This window comes from Cedecea selenatireducens, from assembly GCF_042138895.1.
Classification (GTDB): Bacteria; Pseudomonadota; Gammaproteobacteria; order Enterobacterales; family Enterobacteriaceae; genus Cedecea; species Cedecea selenatireducens.
Window position 1 is genome coordinate 147383 of sequence record NZ_JBHIKW010000002.1, and the last position, 13150, is coordinate 160532.

General features: G+C 57.4%; 12 protein-coding genes. 2 read left to right on the plus strand and 10 right to left on the minus strand.

Features of this window, described 5'->3' with window-relative positions; translation table 11 throughout:
* Positions 1 to 2: 2 nt before the first annotated feature.
* Positions 3 to 1220, minus strand: a complete 1218-nt coding sequence (gene fabB / locus ACE38U_RS03520; RefSeq protein WP_038480738.1) for a beta-ketoacyl-ACP synthase I — start codon at positions 1218 to 1220, stop codon at positions 3 to 5.
* A 158-nt stretch (positions 1221 to 1378) separates the two neighbouring features.
* On the opposite strand from fabB, the gene mnmC reads away from it, so the two are divergent.
* Positions 1379 to 3379 carry a bifunctional tRNA (5-methylaminomethyl-2-thiouridine)(34)-methyltransferase MnmC2/FAD-dependent 5-carboxymethylaminomethyl-2-thiouridine(34) oxidoreductase MnmC1 gene (gene mnmC / locus ACE38U_RS03525; protein ID WP_375529178.1) on the plus strand — a complete coding sequence of 667 codons (2001 nt, stop codon included), beginning with the start codon at positions 1379 to 1381 and terminating at the stop codon, positions 3377 to 3379.
* A 77-nt stretch (positions 3380 to 3456) separates the two neighbouring features.
* Here the strand turns inward: mnmC and ACE38U_RS03530 are convergent, their stop codons facing one another.
* The 6 genes from ACE38U_RS03530 to prmB all read right to left on the minus strand — a co-directional run bounded on the left by ACE38U_RS03530 (position 3457) and on the right by prmB (position 8056).
* Positions 3457 to 3732, minus strand: a complete 276-nt coding sequence (locus tag ACE38U_RS03530) for a YfcL family protein (RefSeq protein ID WP_038480733.1) — start codon at positions 3730 to 3732, stop codon at positions 3457 to 3459.
* Between the two features lie 27 nt (positions 3733 to 3759).
* Positions 3760 to 4308: an elongation factor P hydroxylase gene (locus ACE38U_RS03535; RefSeq protein ID WP_375529303.1), complete on the minus strand. Its 549-nt coding sequence runs from the start codon at positions 4306 to 4308 to the stop codon at positions 3760 to 3762.
* Between the two features lie 16 nt (positions 4309 to 4324).
* The gene (locus ACE38U_RS03540; protein ID WP_038480730.1) at positions 4325 to 5122 is read right to left on the minus strand and encodes a sulfite exporter TauE/SafE family protein; all 798 of its coding nucleotides are present in this window, start codon (positions 5120 to 5122) and stop codon (positions 4325 to 4327) included.
* On the minus strand, positions 5123 to 5947 hold the full coding sequence (gene mepA / locus ACE38U_RS03545; protein ID WP_375529179.1) for a penicillin-insensitive murein endopeptidase: 825 nt from the start codon (positions 5945 to 5947) through the stop codon (positions 5123 to 5125).
* A 4-nt stretch (positions 5948 to 5951) separates the two neighbouring features.
* On the minus strand, positions 5952 to 7037 hold the full coding sequence (aroC, locus tag ACE38U_RS03550) for a chorismate synthase (protein ID WP_038480724.1): 1086 nt from the start codon (positions 7035 to 7037) through the stop codon (positions 5952 to 5954).
* 86 nt (positions 7038 to 7123) lie between these two features.
* On the minus strand, positions 7124 to 8056 hold the full coding sequence (prmB, locus tag ACE38U_RS03555) for a 50S ribosomal protein L3 N(5)-glutamine methyltransferase (protein WP_038480721.1): 933 nt from the start codon (positions 8054 to 8056) through the stop codon (positions 7124 to 7126).
* A gap of 173 nt (positions 8057 to 8229) precedes the next feature.
* On the opposite strand from prmB, the gene smrB reads away from it, so the two are divergent.
* Positions 8230 to 8781 (plus strand): endonuclease SmrB, encoded by a 552-nt coding sequence (gene smrB / locus ACE38U_RS03560; protein ID WP_038480719.1) that lies wholly within the window; start codon positions 8230 to 8232, stop codon positions 8779 to 8781.
* A 122-nt stretch (positions 8782 to 8903) separates the two neighbouring features.
* On the opposite strand, the gene sixA is transcribed toward smrB, so the two are convergent.
* From sixA to fadI, 3 genes are all read right to left on the minus strand, one after another.
* Complete coding sequence (sixA, locus tag ACE38U_RS03565; RefSeq protein ID WP_154188776.1) at positions 8904 to 9392, minus strand: phosphohistidine phosphatase SixA; 489 nt, start codon at positions 9390 to 9392, stop codon at positions 8904 to 8906.
* 179 nt (positions 9393 to 9571) lie between these two features.
* Positions 9572 to 11737 carry a fatty acid oxidation complex subunit alpha FadJ gene (fadJ, locus tag ACE38U_RS03570; protein WP_375529180.1) on the minus strand — a complete coding sequence of 722 codons (2166 nt, stop codon included), beginning with the start codon at positions 11735 to 11737 and terminating at the stop codon, positions 9572 to 9574.
* Entirely contained in the window at positions 11737 to 13047 is a 1311-nt protein-coding gene (gene fadI / locus ACE38U_RS03575) for an acetyl-CoA C-acyltransferase FadI (protein WP_375529181.1), read from the minus strand. Before fadI ends, fadJ begins: the two co-directional genes overlap by 1 nt.
* Positions 13048 to 13150 lie beyond the last annotated feature (103 nt).

Genomic DNA, 13150 nt, shown 5'->3' on the forward strand with positions numbered 1-13150 from the left:
GATTAAGCGTTCAGCTTGCGCATGACCAGCGTGGCGTTAGTACCGCCGAAGCCGAAGCTGTTGGACATCACCGTGGTCAGCTTCGCATCGGTAGGTTTGGTAACGATGTTCAGGCCAGCAGCCTGCTCGTCCAGCTCTTCCACGTTAATGCTTGGCGCGATGAAGCCATGCTCCAGCATCAGCAGAGAATAGATAGCTTCCTGCACGCCCGCAGCACCCAGAGAGTGACCGGTCATTGCTTTGGTCGCGGAAATGGCCGGGCTATGGTCAGCAAACACTTCACGAATCGCACCCAGCTCTTTCACGTCGCCTACCGGAGTAGAAGTCCCGTGGGAGTTCAGGTAGTCGATTGGGGTATCAACGCCATGCATCGCCATCTTCATGCAGCGCACCGCGCCTTCACCTGATGGAGCAACCATGTCTGCGCCATCGGACGTTGCGCCGTAGCCAACGATTTCAGCGTAGATATGTGCGCCACGTGCCAGAGCGTGCTCCAGCTCTTCAACCACAACCATGCCGCCGCCGCCAGCGATGATGAAGCCGTCACGGTGCGTGTCATAGGTACGGGAAGCTTTTTCCGGGGTTTCGTTGTATTTGGTGGACAGCGCGCCCATCGCATCGAACTCACAGGCCATTTCCCAGCCCAGCTCTTCGCCGCCGCCGGCAAAAACGATGTCCTGTTTGCCCAGTTGGATTTGCTCTACCGCGTTGCCGATACAGTGTGCGGAAGTCGCACAGGCAGAGCTGATAGAGTAGTTCACGCCGTGGATTTTGAACGGTGTGGCGAGGCAGGCGGAAACCGCGGAGCCCATCGCTTTGGTCACAACGTACGGACCCACCGCTTTCAGGCCACGTGGGCTACGCATGGCGTCAGCACCAAAGACCTGCGCTTTAGAAGAACCGCCGGAGCCTGCAATCAGGCCAACGCGTGGGTTATTCTGATAAACCTCTTCGCTCAGGCCAGCATCAGCGATGGCCTCACGCATAGAAAGATAGGCATAGATAGAGGCATCGTTCATGAAACGAACCACTTTACGGTCAATCAACCCGGTGGTATCCAGCTTGACGTTACCCCAAATGTGGCTCCGCATTCCCGCTTCTTTAAACTCTTCCGAGAAAGTGATCCCGGAGCGTCCTTCTCGCAGAGATGCCAGGACTTCCTGCTGGTTATTACCAATGCTGGATACAATGCCCAGGCCAGTAATCACTGCACGTTTCATTCAAATACCTCGTTCACTGCACTATGTAGGATTTCGTGTGGCACAATAGCGTACAGTTGTACGCCGAACAAGTCCGATCAGCCAAATTATGCGGAAATTTGCGCCGCTCCGCTCGCCCCGTTATGATCGAGCCACTGCCTGTCACACGAGCAACTTACGTGAAACATTCCCCTATACAATCCGCCAACCTCGGTTTCAACGAAGAAGGTACACCTGTATCCCGAGATTTTGACGACGTTTACTTCTCTAACGATAACGGGCTGGAAGAGACGCGTTACGTCTTCCTCGGCGGAAACCACCTTCCCGAACGCTTTGCAACCCACGAAAGACCGCTTTTTGTGGTCGCGGAAAGTGGTTTTGGTACCGGCCTTAACTTTTTGACTTTATGGCAAGCGTTCGATGAATTTTGTGTGAAACGTGAGGGTGCCTGCTTAAAACGGCTGCATTTTATCAGTTTTGAAAAATTCCCCCTCACCGCCCCCGATCTCGCGCTAGCCCATCAGCACTGGCCGGAACTGAGCCGCTTCGCCGCCGAGCTTCAGCAACAGTGGCCGCAGCCTGTGCCCGGCTGCCACCGCCTGCTGCTGGACAACGGGCGCATTACGCTGGACCTGTGGTTGGGGGATATTAACGAGCTGATATCTCAGTTGGATGACACGCTGAATCAGCAGGTAGATGCCTGGTTCCTTGACGGCTTCGCGCCCTCGAAAAACCCGGATATGTGGACGCCTCAGCTCTTCCAGGCCATGGTTCGCATGGCTCGCCCCGGCGGCACGCTGGCGACCTTTACCTCCGCCGGCTTTGTTCGTCGGGGGCTGATAGAAGCAGGCTTTACCGTGACACGAAGCAAAGGGTTTGGCCGCAAACGCGAGATGCTCGTCGGGTCGCTGCAAGAACCGGTTGAAACCCCAGCTCGCACACCGTGGTACTCCCGCCCCGGCACGCCCGAACGCGAAACCGCCATTATCGGCGGCGGAATAGCCAGCGCGCTGCTCTCTCTTGCGCTGCTGCGTCGAGGCTGGCAGGTGACGCTGTATTGTGAAGACGAGGCACCGGCTCAGGGAGCTTCCGGCAACCGCCAGGGCGCACTTTACCCTCTGCTTACCGCACATGATGCCGCGCTGACGACCTTTTTCCCGGCGGCATTCACCTTTGCACGACGCCTGTATGACGCCCTTCCGGTAGCGTTTGACCATGACTGGTGTGGCGTAACCCAGCTCGCCTGGGACGAAAAAAGTGCCCATAAAATCGAGCAAATGCTCAGCCTTGGCCTGCCCGAGCTACTGGCCACGGCGGTAGACGCCGAAACCGTGGAGAAAACCTGTGGCGTGGACACGCAGTGCGGCGGGATTAGCTATCCGCTGGGCGGCTGGCTCTACCCGGCGCAGCTTACGGCCGGGGCGCTGGAACTGGCCGGGCAGCAGGGATTGAAAATCCGCTATGGACATCAGGCTACCGGCTTAACGCCCGATAACGGCGGCTGGAAGATAGAGTTTGCTCAGCAGGAAGCGGTTCAACACGGCTCGGTGGTGCTGGCCAACGGCCATCAAATCAGCCGGTTTACGCAAACGCAAAATCTGCCGGTTTATTCAGTGGGCGGCCAGGTCAGCCATATTCCAACCACGCCGGGGTTAAGCCAGCTTCGCCAGGTCCTGTGCTATGACGGTTATCTGACGCCGGTTAATCCACAGAACCAGCATCACTGCATCGGTGCCAGCTATCATCGCGGCCGGGAAGAGATGACCTGGAACGAAGAAGATCAGCAACATAATCGCCAGCGCCTGCTGGACTGTTTGCCGCATGCCGAATGGGCAAAAGAAGTGGACGTTTCAGCGAACGAAGCCCGCTGTGGCGTGCGCTGTGCTTCACGCGATCATCTACCAATGGTAGGCAGCGTTCCGGATTATGAAGCCACACTGGAGCAATATGCAGGGCTTGCCGGGGATCGTGAAAATGCGGCACCGTCTCCGGTGTACAACAACCTTTATATGCTGGGAGCACTGGGTTCGCGCGGGCTGTGCAGCGCGCCGCTGGCCTCAGAGATTCTGGCGGCACAGATGAGCGAAGAACCTATTCCGCTCGATGCCGTCACGCTCGCGGCCTTGAACCCTAACCGGCTTTGGGTGAGGAAATTGTTGAAAGGCAAAGCGGTGAAATGATTTTCCCCTCATAAGCCCCTCTGTGAAGCTTTTATCCCCTCTCCCTTTTGGGGAGAGGGTCTGGGGAAGGCGCAGTCTTAGAACTTAGCCTTCTCGAAAAGAGTATCCCACATGCCCAGCACCAGCGCCTGATCGCGCGGCGAAAGCTCACCCGCCTGAATTGCCTTTTGCAGGCTGTCGGTCACTACGACGTGCAGCGCTTCTGGCTTATGCTCGTCACCGTTTTCCAGTTCGGCCACGGCCAGAGTAAGGTGCCCACGCAGATAACCGCTGGCAAACAGGTCGTCGTCACTGGCGTGCTCCACCATCTCGTCAATCAACGCCAAAATACGTGACTCAAATTCCGCGATCATCATACATCCTCTTCATACAGGTGATTTTTAGTTTAGGTCTTCTGGCCAGGCAAACTGCCCGGCATCAAGCGCAGGGGTGCCATAATACGCCCTTAGCGCGTCAATCAGACGTGCCGGACGCTCAGGGATCCCCTCTTTCAGATAAGTCATAACCTGAGCATGAACCCGACGCTGGAAAGCAATACGGTCAGGCTCAAAATCGCCGCTCAGGTTGTCGCAGCTGACGTTAAACGGGAAGCCCGCGGCGGTGCTGAGCATCCATTCCAGCGCCTGCGGCTTCACTTCCACGTCTTCAAACTTGCCCTGGGTCTCAGCGTCTCGCCCGTCCGGGCAATACCAGTAGCCGAAGTCCACCAGCTTGCGGCGCTCTTTACCGGCCACGCACCAGTGAGAAATTTCATGCATTCCGCTGGCGTAGTAGCCGTGCGCAAAGACGATACGGTTATACGGCAGTTCGTCGTCCGCGGGCAGATAGATGGGCTCGTCGTCGCCCTTAATCAGGCGGGTATTAAACTCGACCAGGAAGCAGCTATCGAACACGTCGATCAGCTCCTGATAATGGTGCTGTTTGCTCATTGTTACGTTATTCATTTCAGGCTATCCCTAACCAGTGGAGGATTTCCGGTCCGTGGCTGTCATACAGCAGCCTGGCGCTCATCACCGCCGAAACCACGACGATCATCGGGCGAATCAGCTGCTGCCCTTTACTCAATACGAGGCGTGAACCCACCCTCGCCCCTAAAAATTGCCCGGCCATCATCACAAGGCCGGTCCCCCAAATCACCTTGCCGCCAATAATAAACAGCAGCAGCCCACCGAGGTTTGACGTGGCGTTAAGCACTTTGGCGTGGGCGGTAGATTTGGCGAGGTTGAAGCCACACAGCGTCACGAAGGCGAGTGCGTAAAACGACCCGGCGCCGGGGCCGAAGAAGCCGTCATAAAAACCTACGCAGCCGCCGGCGACTAACGCAAACGGCAGGCCATACAGGCGGCGCTGGCGGTCTTCTTCACCCAGCTTTGGCATCAGCAGAAAATAAAGCCCGATGCCGATAATCAGCAGCGGCAGGATCTGACGCAGGATATCGGACTTCACGTGCTGCACCAGCAGCGCACCGCAGGTGGAGCCGATAAAGGTCATCAGAATATTGAGTTTCTGATCGGCAAGGCTGACCACCTTACGCCGAATGAAATAGAGCGAGGCAGAAACCGACCCGCCGCAGGCCTGAAGTTTGTTGGTCGCCAGCGCCTGCGCCGGGGACATCCCCGCAGCCAGCAAGGCCGGGACCGTCAGCAGCCCACCGCCGCCTGCAAGAGCATCAATAAACCCGGCGAGCATGGCGACAAAAAACAGCGCCACCAGCAGCGACGGGGAAACCATAAACCATTCCATTTAGAGAACGTGCTCATCCAGTAATGCCTGACAGGAGGCGGGTAGCGGCGGTGGCGTTGTCTTTTTCGGTGGCGTGCTGCCCGGTGCAGGCGGCGCGAACCAGCTTTGCAGCTCGGCACCGCAGCCGTCTCCCGGAGGAGGCAGAGGCTGATCTTCACACTCAAGGCTGTTAGCCGGGCAGCGCAAACGTACGTGCATATGGGCGCGGTGGGCAAACCACGGACGTACCTTACGCAGCCAGTCCCGGTCAGCCCCGGCATCTTCGCAAAGCCGCTGCTTGATGGCAGGGTTCACAAAGATACGCGTGACCTCATTATCTTTGGCCGCAAGCTTAATCAGGCTGTCGATTTCCGGCTTCCACAGCGACGGCACTACGCGCTTGCCGTCGGCGGCGACCAGGTCCAATGCCTGCGGGCGCAGCAGCTGCGCCGACGTCCAGCGAGCTTTTGGCAGTTGCAGGAAAATATCGACATCAAGCCCGGTCTGGTGGCTGGCGTGCCCGGAGCTAAAACGCCCGCCCGCCGCCATGCCCATATCACCTATCAGCACCGTGCCAAGGCCAAGCTGATTCACCTGATTACTCAGGCGCTGAATAAACATCACCAGATCGGGGTGCCCAAAATAGCGACGCTGATCCGGCCGCATCACCTGATAGCGAGCGTCCTCAAGCGGCAAAGCGTGCGCCCCCACGATACAGCCGTTGGAAAACGCGCCGATAGACTGTGCGCTACCGGCAATCGGATGGTCGATTTTTTGCCACGGCGTAGCCGCTAAAGCCTGAGCGCTGGCGGCCAGCGCCAGCATCCCGATCAGGAGTTTTTTCATCGTCTTACCAGCGAGGCAGCGGGGAAGAAACGTCAGCGTTCTGGGCGCGCTGGCGCAGCAGGTGATCCATCAGCACGATGGCCAGCATCGCCTCGGCGATCGGCACGGCGCGGATCCCCACGCACGGATCGTGACGACCACGGGTGATCATTTCCACTTCTTCGCCTTCGCGATTAATCGTTTTGCCCGGCACGGTAATGCTGGAAGTCGGCTTCAGGGCCATATTCGCCACAATCTGCTGGCCGCTGCTGATACCGCCCAGAATGCCGCCCGCGTGGTTGCTCTGGAAACCCTGTTGAGTAATTTCGTCCCGGTTCTGGCTGCCACGCAGGTTCACCACGCCGAAGCCTTCGCCAATCTCCACGCCTTTCACCGCGTTGATGCTCATCAGCGCGTGGGCAATGTCCGCGTCCAGACGGTCAAAGACCGGCTCGCCGAGGCCCGGCGGCACGTTGTCGGCAACAACCGTTATCTTCGCGCCGATAGAGTCACCCTCTTTTTTCAGGCCACGCATCAGCTCGTCCAGCGCTTCAATTTTATCCGGATCCGGGCAGAAGAACGGGTTCTGCTCTACCTGATCCCAGTCTTTGATTTCCAGCGGAATATCGCCCATCTGCGTCATGCAGCCGCGAATTTTAATGCCGAATTTCTGCTCAAGGTATTTCTTGGCAATCGCGCCCGCTGCCACACGCATGGCGGTTTCACGCGCGGAAGAACGGCCGCCACCGCGATAGTCGCGCAGGCCATATTTTTGTTCGTAGGTGTAATCCGCGTGCCCCGGACGGAACACGTCTTTGATGGCGCTGTAATCCTGGGAGCGCTGATCGGTGTTTTCGATAAGCAGGCCGATACTTGTACCGGTCGTTACGCCTTCAAACACGCCGGAGAGAATTTTTACCTGGTCAGGCTCACGGCGCTGGGTGGTGTAACGAGAGGTGCCCGGGCGGCGGCGATCGAGATCGTGCTGCAGGTCGGCTTCGGTCAGCGGGATGCCCGGCGGAACGCCGTCAACAATGCAGCCCAGCGCGATGCCGTGGGATTCACCAAATGTCGTTACGCGAAAAACCTGTCCAATACTGTTACCAGCCATCACGGCTCCTTACTGAATCACCGTTGTCGTTGTTGTGTTGTGCGCGGGAAGTAAAACGAGCCCGAAGACTCGTTTACGTGCGGCAATTAATCTTTGTAGATGCTGAAGTGCTCGCGAGCCTCGATCAACTGCGCTTTGGTCAGCATAAACACGCCGTCGCCGCCGTTATCGAACTCAAGCCAGGTGAACGGCACCTCTGGATATTGATCCATCAGGTGCACCATGCTGTTCCCTACTTCACAAATCAGGATCCCGCCGTCGGCCAGGTAGTCCGGCGCGCAGGCCAGGATGCGGCGAGCCAGCTTCAGGCCATCGCTTCCGGCCGCCAGCCCCAGCTCTGGTTCAAAGTGATATTCACCCGGCAGGTCGGCCATATCTTCTTCATCAACGTACGGCGGGTTTGTCACAATCACGTCGTACTGCACTTTAGGCAGGTCACGGAACAGATCAGAGCGAATCGGCGTGACGTTGTGGTCCATGCCATGCTCGGAAATGTTCTGCTCGGCCACGGCGATAGCGTCAGGGGAAATATCAACGATATCCACTTCCGCATTCGGGAATTCATAGGCGCAGGCGATGCCGATACAGCCGCTGCCGGTGCACATATCAAGAATATGCTGCGGCTCGTGATCGATCATCCCGGCAAAGCGGTTATTGATCAGCTCACCAATTGGGGAACGCGGGACCAGAACGCGTTCGTCAACGTAGAACTCGTGGCCGCAGAACCAGGCTTTATTCGTCAGATAAGCAACCGGAATACGCTCGTTTACGCGGCGAATCACACGCTCAACGATGCGGTGACGCTCGCTTGGCGTCAGGCGCGCGGTACGCATATCTTCAGGAATATCAAGCGGCAGGTAAAGGCTTGGCAGAACCAGCTGAACGGCTTCATCCCATGGATTGTCGGTGCCGTGCCCATACCAGATGTTGGCGGCGCTAAAGCGGCTGACCGACCAGCGCAGCATATCCTGAATGGTATGCAGCTCGTTTACTGCCTCATCGACGAAAATTTTATCCACGTGCCCTCCGCAGGCGACTCACGCTAGTTCAATAATAATCGGCTAGTTTGCCATGAAGGAGGCGACAAATCAGCACCCATCGACGCCGGGAGGCGGTGAAATTTGCGTTTTCTTTATTGCCGATGGGGAAAGCGGGTAAACTGGCGACAAAGCGAATGCGAGATGAGATATACATGAAAAAGAAATCACCGCTCAGTTCCGAAGACGAGGCGCTTTTTCGCGGCCTGATGAGCGGCACCAAAAAACTGGCTCAGGATACGATTGTTCACCGCCCGGTACGTAAAAAAATAACGGAAGTCCCGGTAAAACGCCTGCTACAGGAACAGGCCGATGCCAGCCACTATTTTTCGGATGAGTTTCAGCCTCGCCTGGCGACCGAAGGGCCAATGCGCTATGTGCGCGAAGGCGTGAGCCATTTTGAGCTGAAGAAACTGCGCCGCGGTGACTATTCCCCGGAGTTGTTTCTTGATTTGCACGGTCTGACGCAGCTTCAGGCAAAACAGGAGCTGGGGGCGCTGATTGCCGCCTGTCGCCGTGAACATGTATTTTGCGCCTGCGTCATGCACGGCCACGGTAAACACGTTCTCAAGCAACAAACGCCGCTGTGGCTGGCGCAGCATCCGCATATTGTCGCGTTTCACCAGGCACCGAAAGAGTACGGCGGTGATGCCGCACTGCTGGTGCTAATAGAAATTGAAGAGTGGCAGCCGCCGGAGCTGCCGTAAATTCGGCGTGAAAGATTCTCCTCGCCCCTTTGGGGAGAGGGTTAGGGTGAGGGGAAAAATTCTCAATACTTAAAACGCAAAAAGAGCCGCTTTCGCGACTCTTTTTTTCATGCTCACAGCAATCAGATAGCCTTAGCCACCTTGAAATTGCAGGGGCTCATCTGCCAGTTAAATACGCCTTTACCCGATTCCGGATCCAGCGTGACGTTGGCAATTGCCGAAGTGGTAAACATCGGCGGGGCCTCTTCCGGGCAAAGCTCGGAAACCAGGTAACCGACCAGCGGCAGGTGGGAAACCACCAGCGCGGATTCAACGCCTTCGTTTGCCAGCGCCAGCAGGTAATCCCCCACCAGGCCCACATCACCGCAGGGCCGCAGCTCAGGCAGGATGTCTTCTTTTTCCGGGAGGTTCAGCGCTTCCCGCACCACGTCCAGGGTCTGTTCAGCTCGCAGGTAAGGGCTCACCAGAACACGTTCGATACTTGTCACCTGACCTGTTAACCAGGTCGCCATCAGACGGGACTCATCACACCCACATTGGGTAAGGGGACGAACCGAGTCGCTGGCAGCATCGAGTGCTGCGTCGCCGTGACGCATGATAAAAACTTGCATATTGCACCGCTTTTGTTAACCAGGAACGCCTGAACCCGCACGCTGAAAAAGTGGGGTTCACGGCAGCCGGGCATTGTGCCTTATCCGTACATCGAATGAAACGCTGTCTTTTACCTCAATGCTGCAAGTATAGTCAATATCTGTTTACAAAATGACCTTGCAGCGTACATTTACCGGTTTTAGCTCAGCGCTTCGTCATGCTCAGTCACCGGCTGCGGCTTCAACGCCGGCCAGAAACTAAGCTGTTGTTCAGCCATCATAATCAGCCTTTCGCAGGGGGTGAAACGTTCCCCGTACTGACCCGCTAAACGCTGTAATTTTGCCACAACGTCCGCGGCACTCAGGCTGTCCATATACCTGAACGGCCCGCCCAGGAACGGCGGAAAACCGATGCCGAACACGCCGCCAATATCACCATCCCGTGCGCTTCTGACCACGCCCTCATCGAGGCAGCGTGCGGCTTCGTTGAGCATCATCATCACGCAGCGTTCGGCGATTTGCTCCGGGGTCTGACGCCCGTTTGGCGTCACGCCTAACAGCTTGTAAATCGCTGTATCCGGCTGTTTCTTGCTTTTACGCCCTTTCGCCGGATAAAGATAGAAACCGCGACCATTTTTTCTTCCTTTGCGATCGTCCTTCAAGATTGCATCGACGCTTTCAGGCGCGGCGAAGCGATCGCCGAAGGCCTGCTGCAAAATCGGAATAATTTTAGTGCCGACGTCTATCCCAACTTCGTCCAACAGCTGCACGGGCCCTACCGGGAAACCAAACTTAACCAGCGCTTCGTCGATACGTTCGATAGGCTCACCTTCCGTCAGGCAGCGCAGCGCTTCGTTAATGTAAGGTGCAAGAATACGGTTGACGTAAAAGCCAGCGCTGTCGCCGACAACGATCGGCGTTTTGCCCTGTTTTTTCGCCAGCTGTACGGTGGTGGAAATGGTTTCCGCACTGGTGCCTGCGTGAGGGATCACCTCAACCAGCGGCATCTTGTCGACCGGGCTGAAAAAGTGCAGGCCGATAACCTGCTGCGGGCGCGCAGCTTGAGCGGCTATGTCAGCAATCGGCAGCGACGAGGTGTTTGAGGCAAAAACAGTATGCGGCGCGGCGTACTGCTCCACTTCGGCCACCATTTTCTGCTTCAGGGCCAAATCTTCAAACACGGCTTCCACCACGATATCGCGCTGGCTGAACCCGTGATAATCGGTTCCCCCTGAGATGCGGGCCAGCTCGCGCTGCCGTTCGGCCGGCTTCATATGGCGGCGGCGAACTTTTTTGTCCAGCAGATCCCAGCTGTATTTCAGCGCGTGGTTAATCCCTTCGTTATTAATGTCTTTAATGCGCACCGGCAGCTTGCCTTTAGTGGCCGTCACATAGGCAATACCGCCGCCCATTAGCCCGCCGCCAAGGATACCGACCGCATTCAGTTTGCCGGGTTTTGCATCCCCGCCGTACTCTTTCTTTAACTCAGTGCTGGCAAAGAACAGGCCGCGCAGCGCGGCAGATTCCGCAGACATCGCCAGCTCGCCAAACGCTTTAGCTTCGGCCTCATAGCCGCTTTTGCTCCCCTGCTCCAGCCCGGTACGAATAACGTCGATGATGCGGCGAGTTGCCGGGTAGTTACCCTGGGTTTTTGCCTCAGTCTTCTTGCTGACCAGGCTGAACAGCAGAGAGCGCCCCAGCGGCCCGGCAAGCACTCGCTCTTTTACCGGCAGCTCACGCGAAGGTTTTCTTCCTTTAAGCGCCAGCTCAACGGCGGTTTCCAGCAGAATGGACTCTGGCACCACGTCATCCACCAGCCCCAGCTTCAGCGCTTGGCGAGGGCGCAGCTGCTTGCCGGTCAAAATCATGTCTAACGCGTTACTGACGCCTATCAGGCGTGGCAAACGCTGAGTGCCGCCCGAGCCCGGCAGCAGGCCCAGCTGAACTTCCGGCAGGCCAAGCTGCGTTTTGGGCGAGTCAGTGCAAATTCGGGCATGGCAGGCAAGCGCCATTTCCAGCCCGCCGCCCAGACAGGCGCCGTGGATAGCGGCCACAACCGGCATCGGCAGCGCGGCGATTTCCGCCATGATCTGCTGCCCCTGCCGCGCCAGCTCCTGCGCTTCCCCGGCCGTTTTACAGCCAGCAATCATGTTGATATCGGCCCCGGCAATAAAGTTGTCAGGTTTGCCGGAGATAAACACCAGCCCCTGCACGCTCGGGTTGTCGCGCAGCTTTTTAATAATGCCGTGTACCTGAGCGCCAAACTCGGCCTTCAGGGTATTCATCTTCTCGCCAGGCACGTCGATGGTGACCACGGCAACGTTATCCAGACGGATGTGTAAATCGAATGCGCCTTTCTGCTCCATTACTCCACCTCCAGAACCATTGCCGCACCGAGGCCGCCGGCGGCACACGCCGTAACAAGGCCAAAACCGCCGCCACGGCGACGCAGCTCGTGCAGCGTTTGGGTGATCATCCTTGCGCCAGTGGCCGCAAACGGGTGTCCGTAGGCAATCGACCCACCCAGCACGTTAAATTTAGCGTCATCCACTTCACCGGTGGCGTGAGCCCGGCCCAGCACGTTGCGGGCGAAGTTTTCGCTGGAAAGCATTTTCAAATTGGCTAACGTCTGCGCGGCAAAAGCTTCGTGCATATCAAACAGCGTCAAATCATTCAGGGTGATCCCGGCGCGCTCAAGCGCCAGTGGCGTAGCCCATGCCGGGCCAAGCAGCATATCCTGCCAGACATCAATGGCGGTAAACGCGTAGCTGCGCAGGTAGCCGAGCGGCTTGAGGCCAAGCTCTTTCGCGCGGGATTCCGTCATCAGGATAACGGCCGCCGCGCCGTCCGTCAGCGGCGTACTGTTCGCGGCGGTAACGGTGCCGTGCTTGCGGTCAAACGCCGGGCGCAGTTTTGCATAATCAGCCAGGCTGGAGCCTTTACGCACGTTGTTATCTTCAGCAAACGGCTGGCGGTATGGCGGAATAAACGCCGTCATAACCTCATCGGCAAGTTTACCTTCCTGCCAGGCCTGCGCGGCACGCTCGTGGGAACGATGAGCCAGCGCATCCTGCATTTCGCGGCTGATGCCGTGGGTTTTCGCCATCTGCTCGGCGGTGTCGCCCATCCGCAGGCCGGTTGAGTATTCCGCCACCGCAGGGGGAACCGGTAATAAATCGCGAGGACGTAATTTGGAAAACAGTTTCAGGCGCTGCCCGAGCGTGCGCGCTTTATTCACATCCACCAACGTGCGGCCCAGCTTTTTGCTCACGCCAATAGGCAGCACGGAAGAGGAATCTGCGCCCCCGGCAATACCGGCTCGGATAGTCCCGGCCATCAGGCTTTCGGCCACGTTTGCAACGGCCTGGAAACTGGTGGCGCAGGCACGGCTCACGCTATACGCGTCGGTATGTACGCTCATACCGGTACCAAGTACGATTTCGCGGGCAATGTTTGGGGCTTCTGGCATCTGTACAACCTGGCCGAAAACCAGCTGTTCGATAGCTTCGGGCGGCACTTCGCTGCGCGCCATCAGCTCGCTCACCACCATATTGCCGAGATCGATGGCGGGAATACCATGGAAAGCCGTGGCCTGGCGGGCAAACGGCGTACGTAAACCACTGACAATGGCAATACGATCGCCCTGGCGGGTAATCAACGGCAGTGCCTGACTCATAACGCTCCCCTGCTAAAAAAAGTGAATACAGACAAAAAGTGGTCTGACCTGATCACAGTCTTAACTAAAAATTCACATCCAGCCAACCGGCGGGCGAGAAAAA

Bases quoted from the DNA above. Each gene is read 5' to 3' on its own strand.
- mepA (WP_375529179.1), bottom strand. From the start codon at position 5,947: ATGAAAAAACTCCTGATCGGGATGCTGGCGCTGGCCGCCAGCGCTCAG.
- fadJ (WP_375529180.1), bottom strand. From the start codon at position 11,737: ATGGAGCAGAAAGGCGCATTCGATTTACACATCCGTCTGGATAACGTT.
- fabB (WP_038480738.1), bottom strand. From the start codon at position 1,220: ATGAAACGTGCAGTGATTACTGGCCTGGGCATTGTATCCAGCATTGGT.
- fadI (WP_375529181.1), bottom strand. From the start codon at position 13,047: ATGAGTCAGGCACTGCCGTTGATTACCCGCCAGGGCGATCGTATTGCC.
- smrB (WP_038480719.1), top strand. From the start codon at position 8,230: ATGAAAAAGAAATCACCGCTCAGTTCCGAAGACGAGGCGCTTTTTCGC.
- ACE38U_RS03530 (WP_038480733.1), bottom strand. From the start codon at position 3,732: ATGATCGCGGAATTTGAGTCACGTATTTTGGCGTTGATTGACGAGATG.
- sixA (WP_154188776.1), bottom strand. From the start codon at position 9,392: ATGCAAGTTTTTATCATGCGTCACGGCGACGCAGCACTCGATGCTGCC.
- ACE38U_RS03540 (WP_038480730.1), bottom strand. From the start codon at position 5,122: ATGGAATGGTTTATGGTTTCCCCGTCGCTGCTGGTGGCGCTGTTTTTT.
- ACE38U_RS03535 (WP_375529303.1), bottom strand. From the start codon at position 4,308: ATGAGCAAACAGCACCATTATCAGGAGCTGATCGACGTGTTCGATAGC.
- aroC (WP_038480724.1), bottom strand. From the start codon at position 7,037: ATGGCTGGTAACAGTATTGGACAGGTTTTTCGCGTAACGACATTTGGT.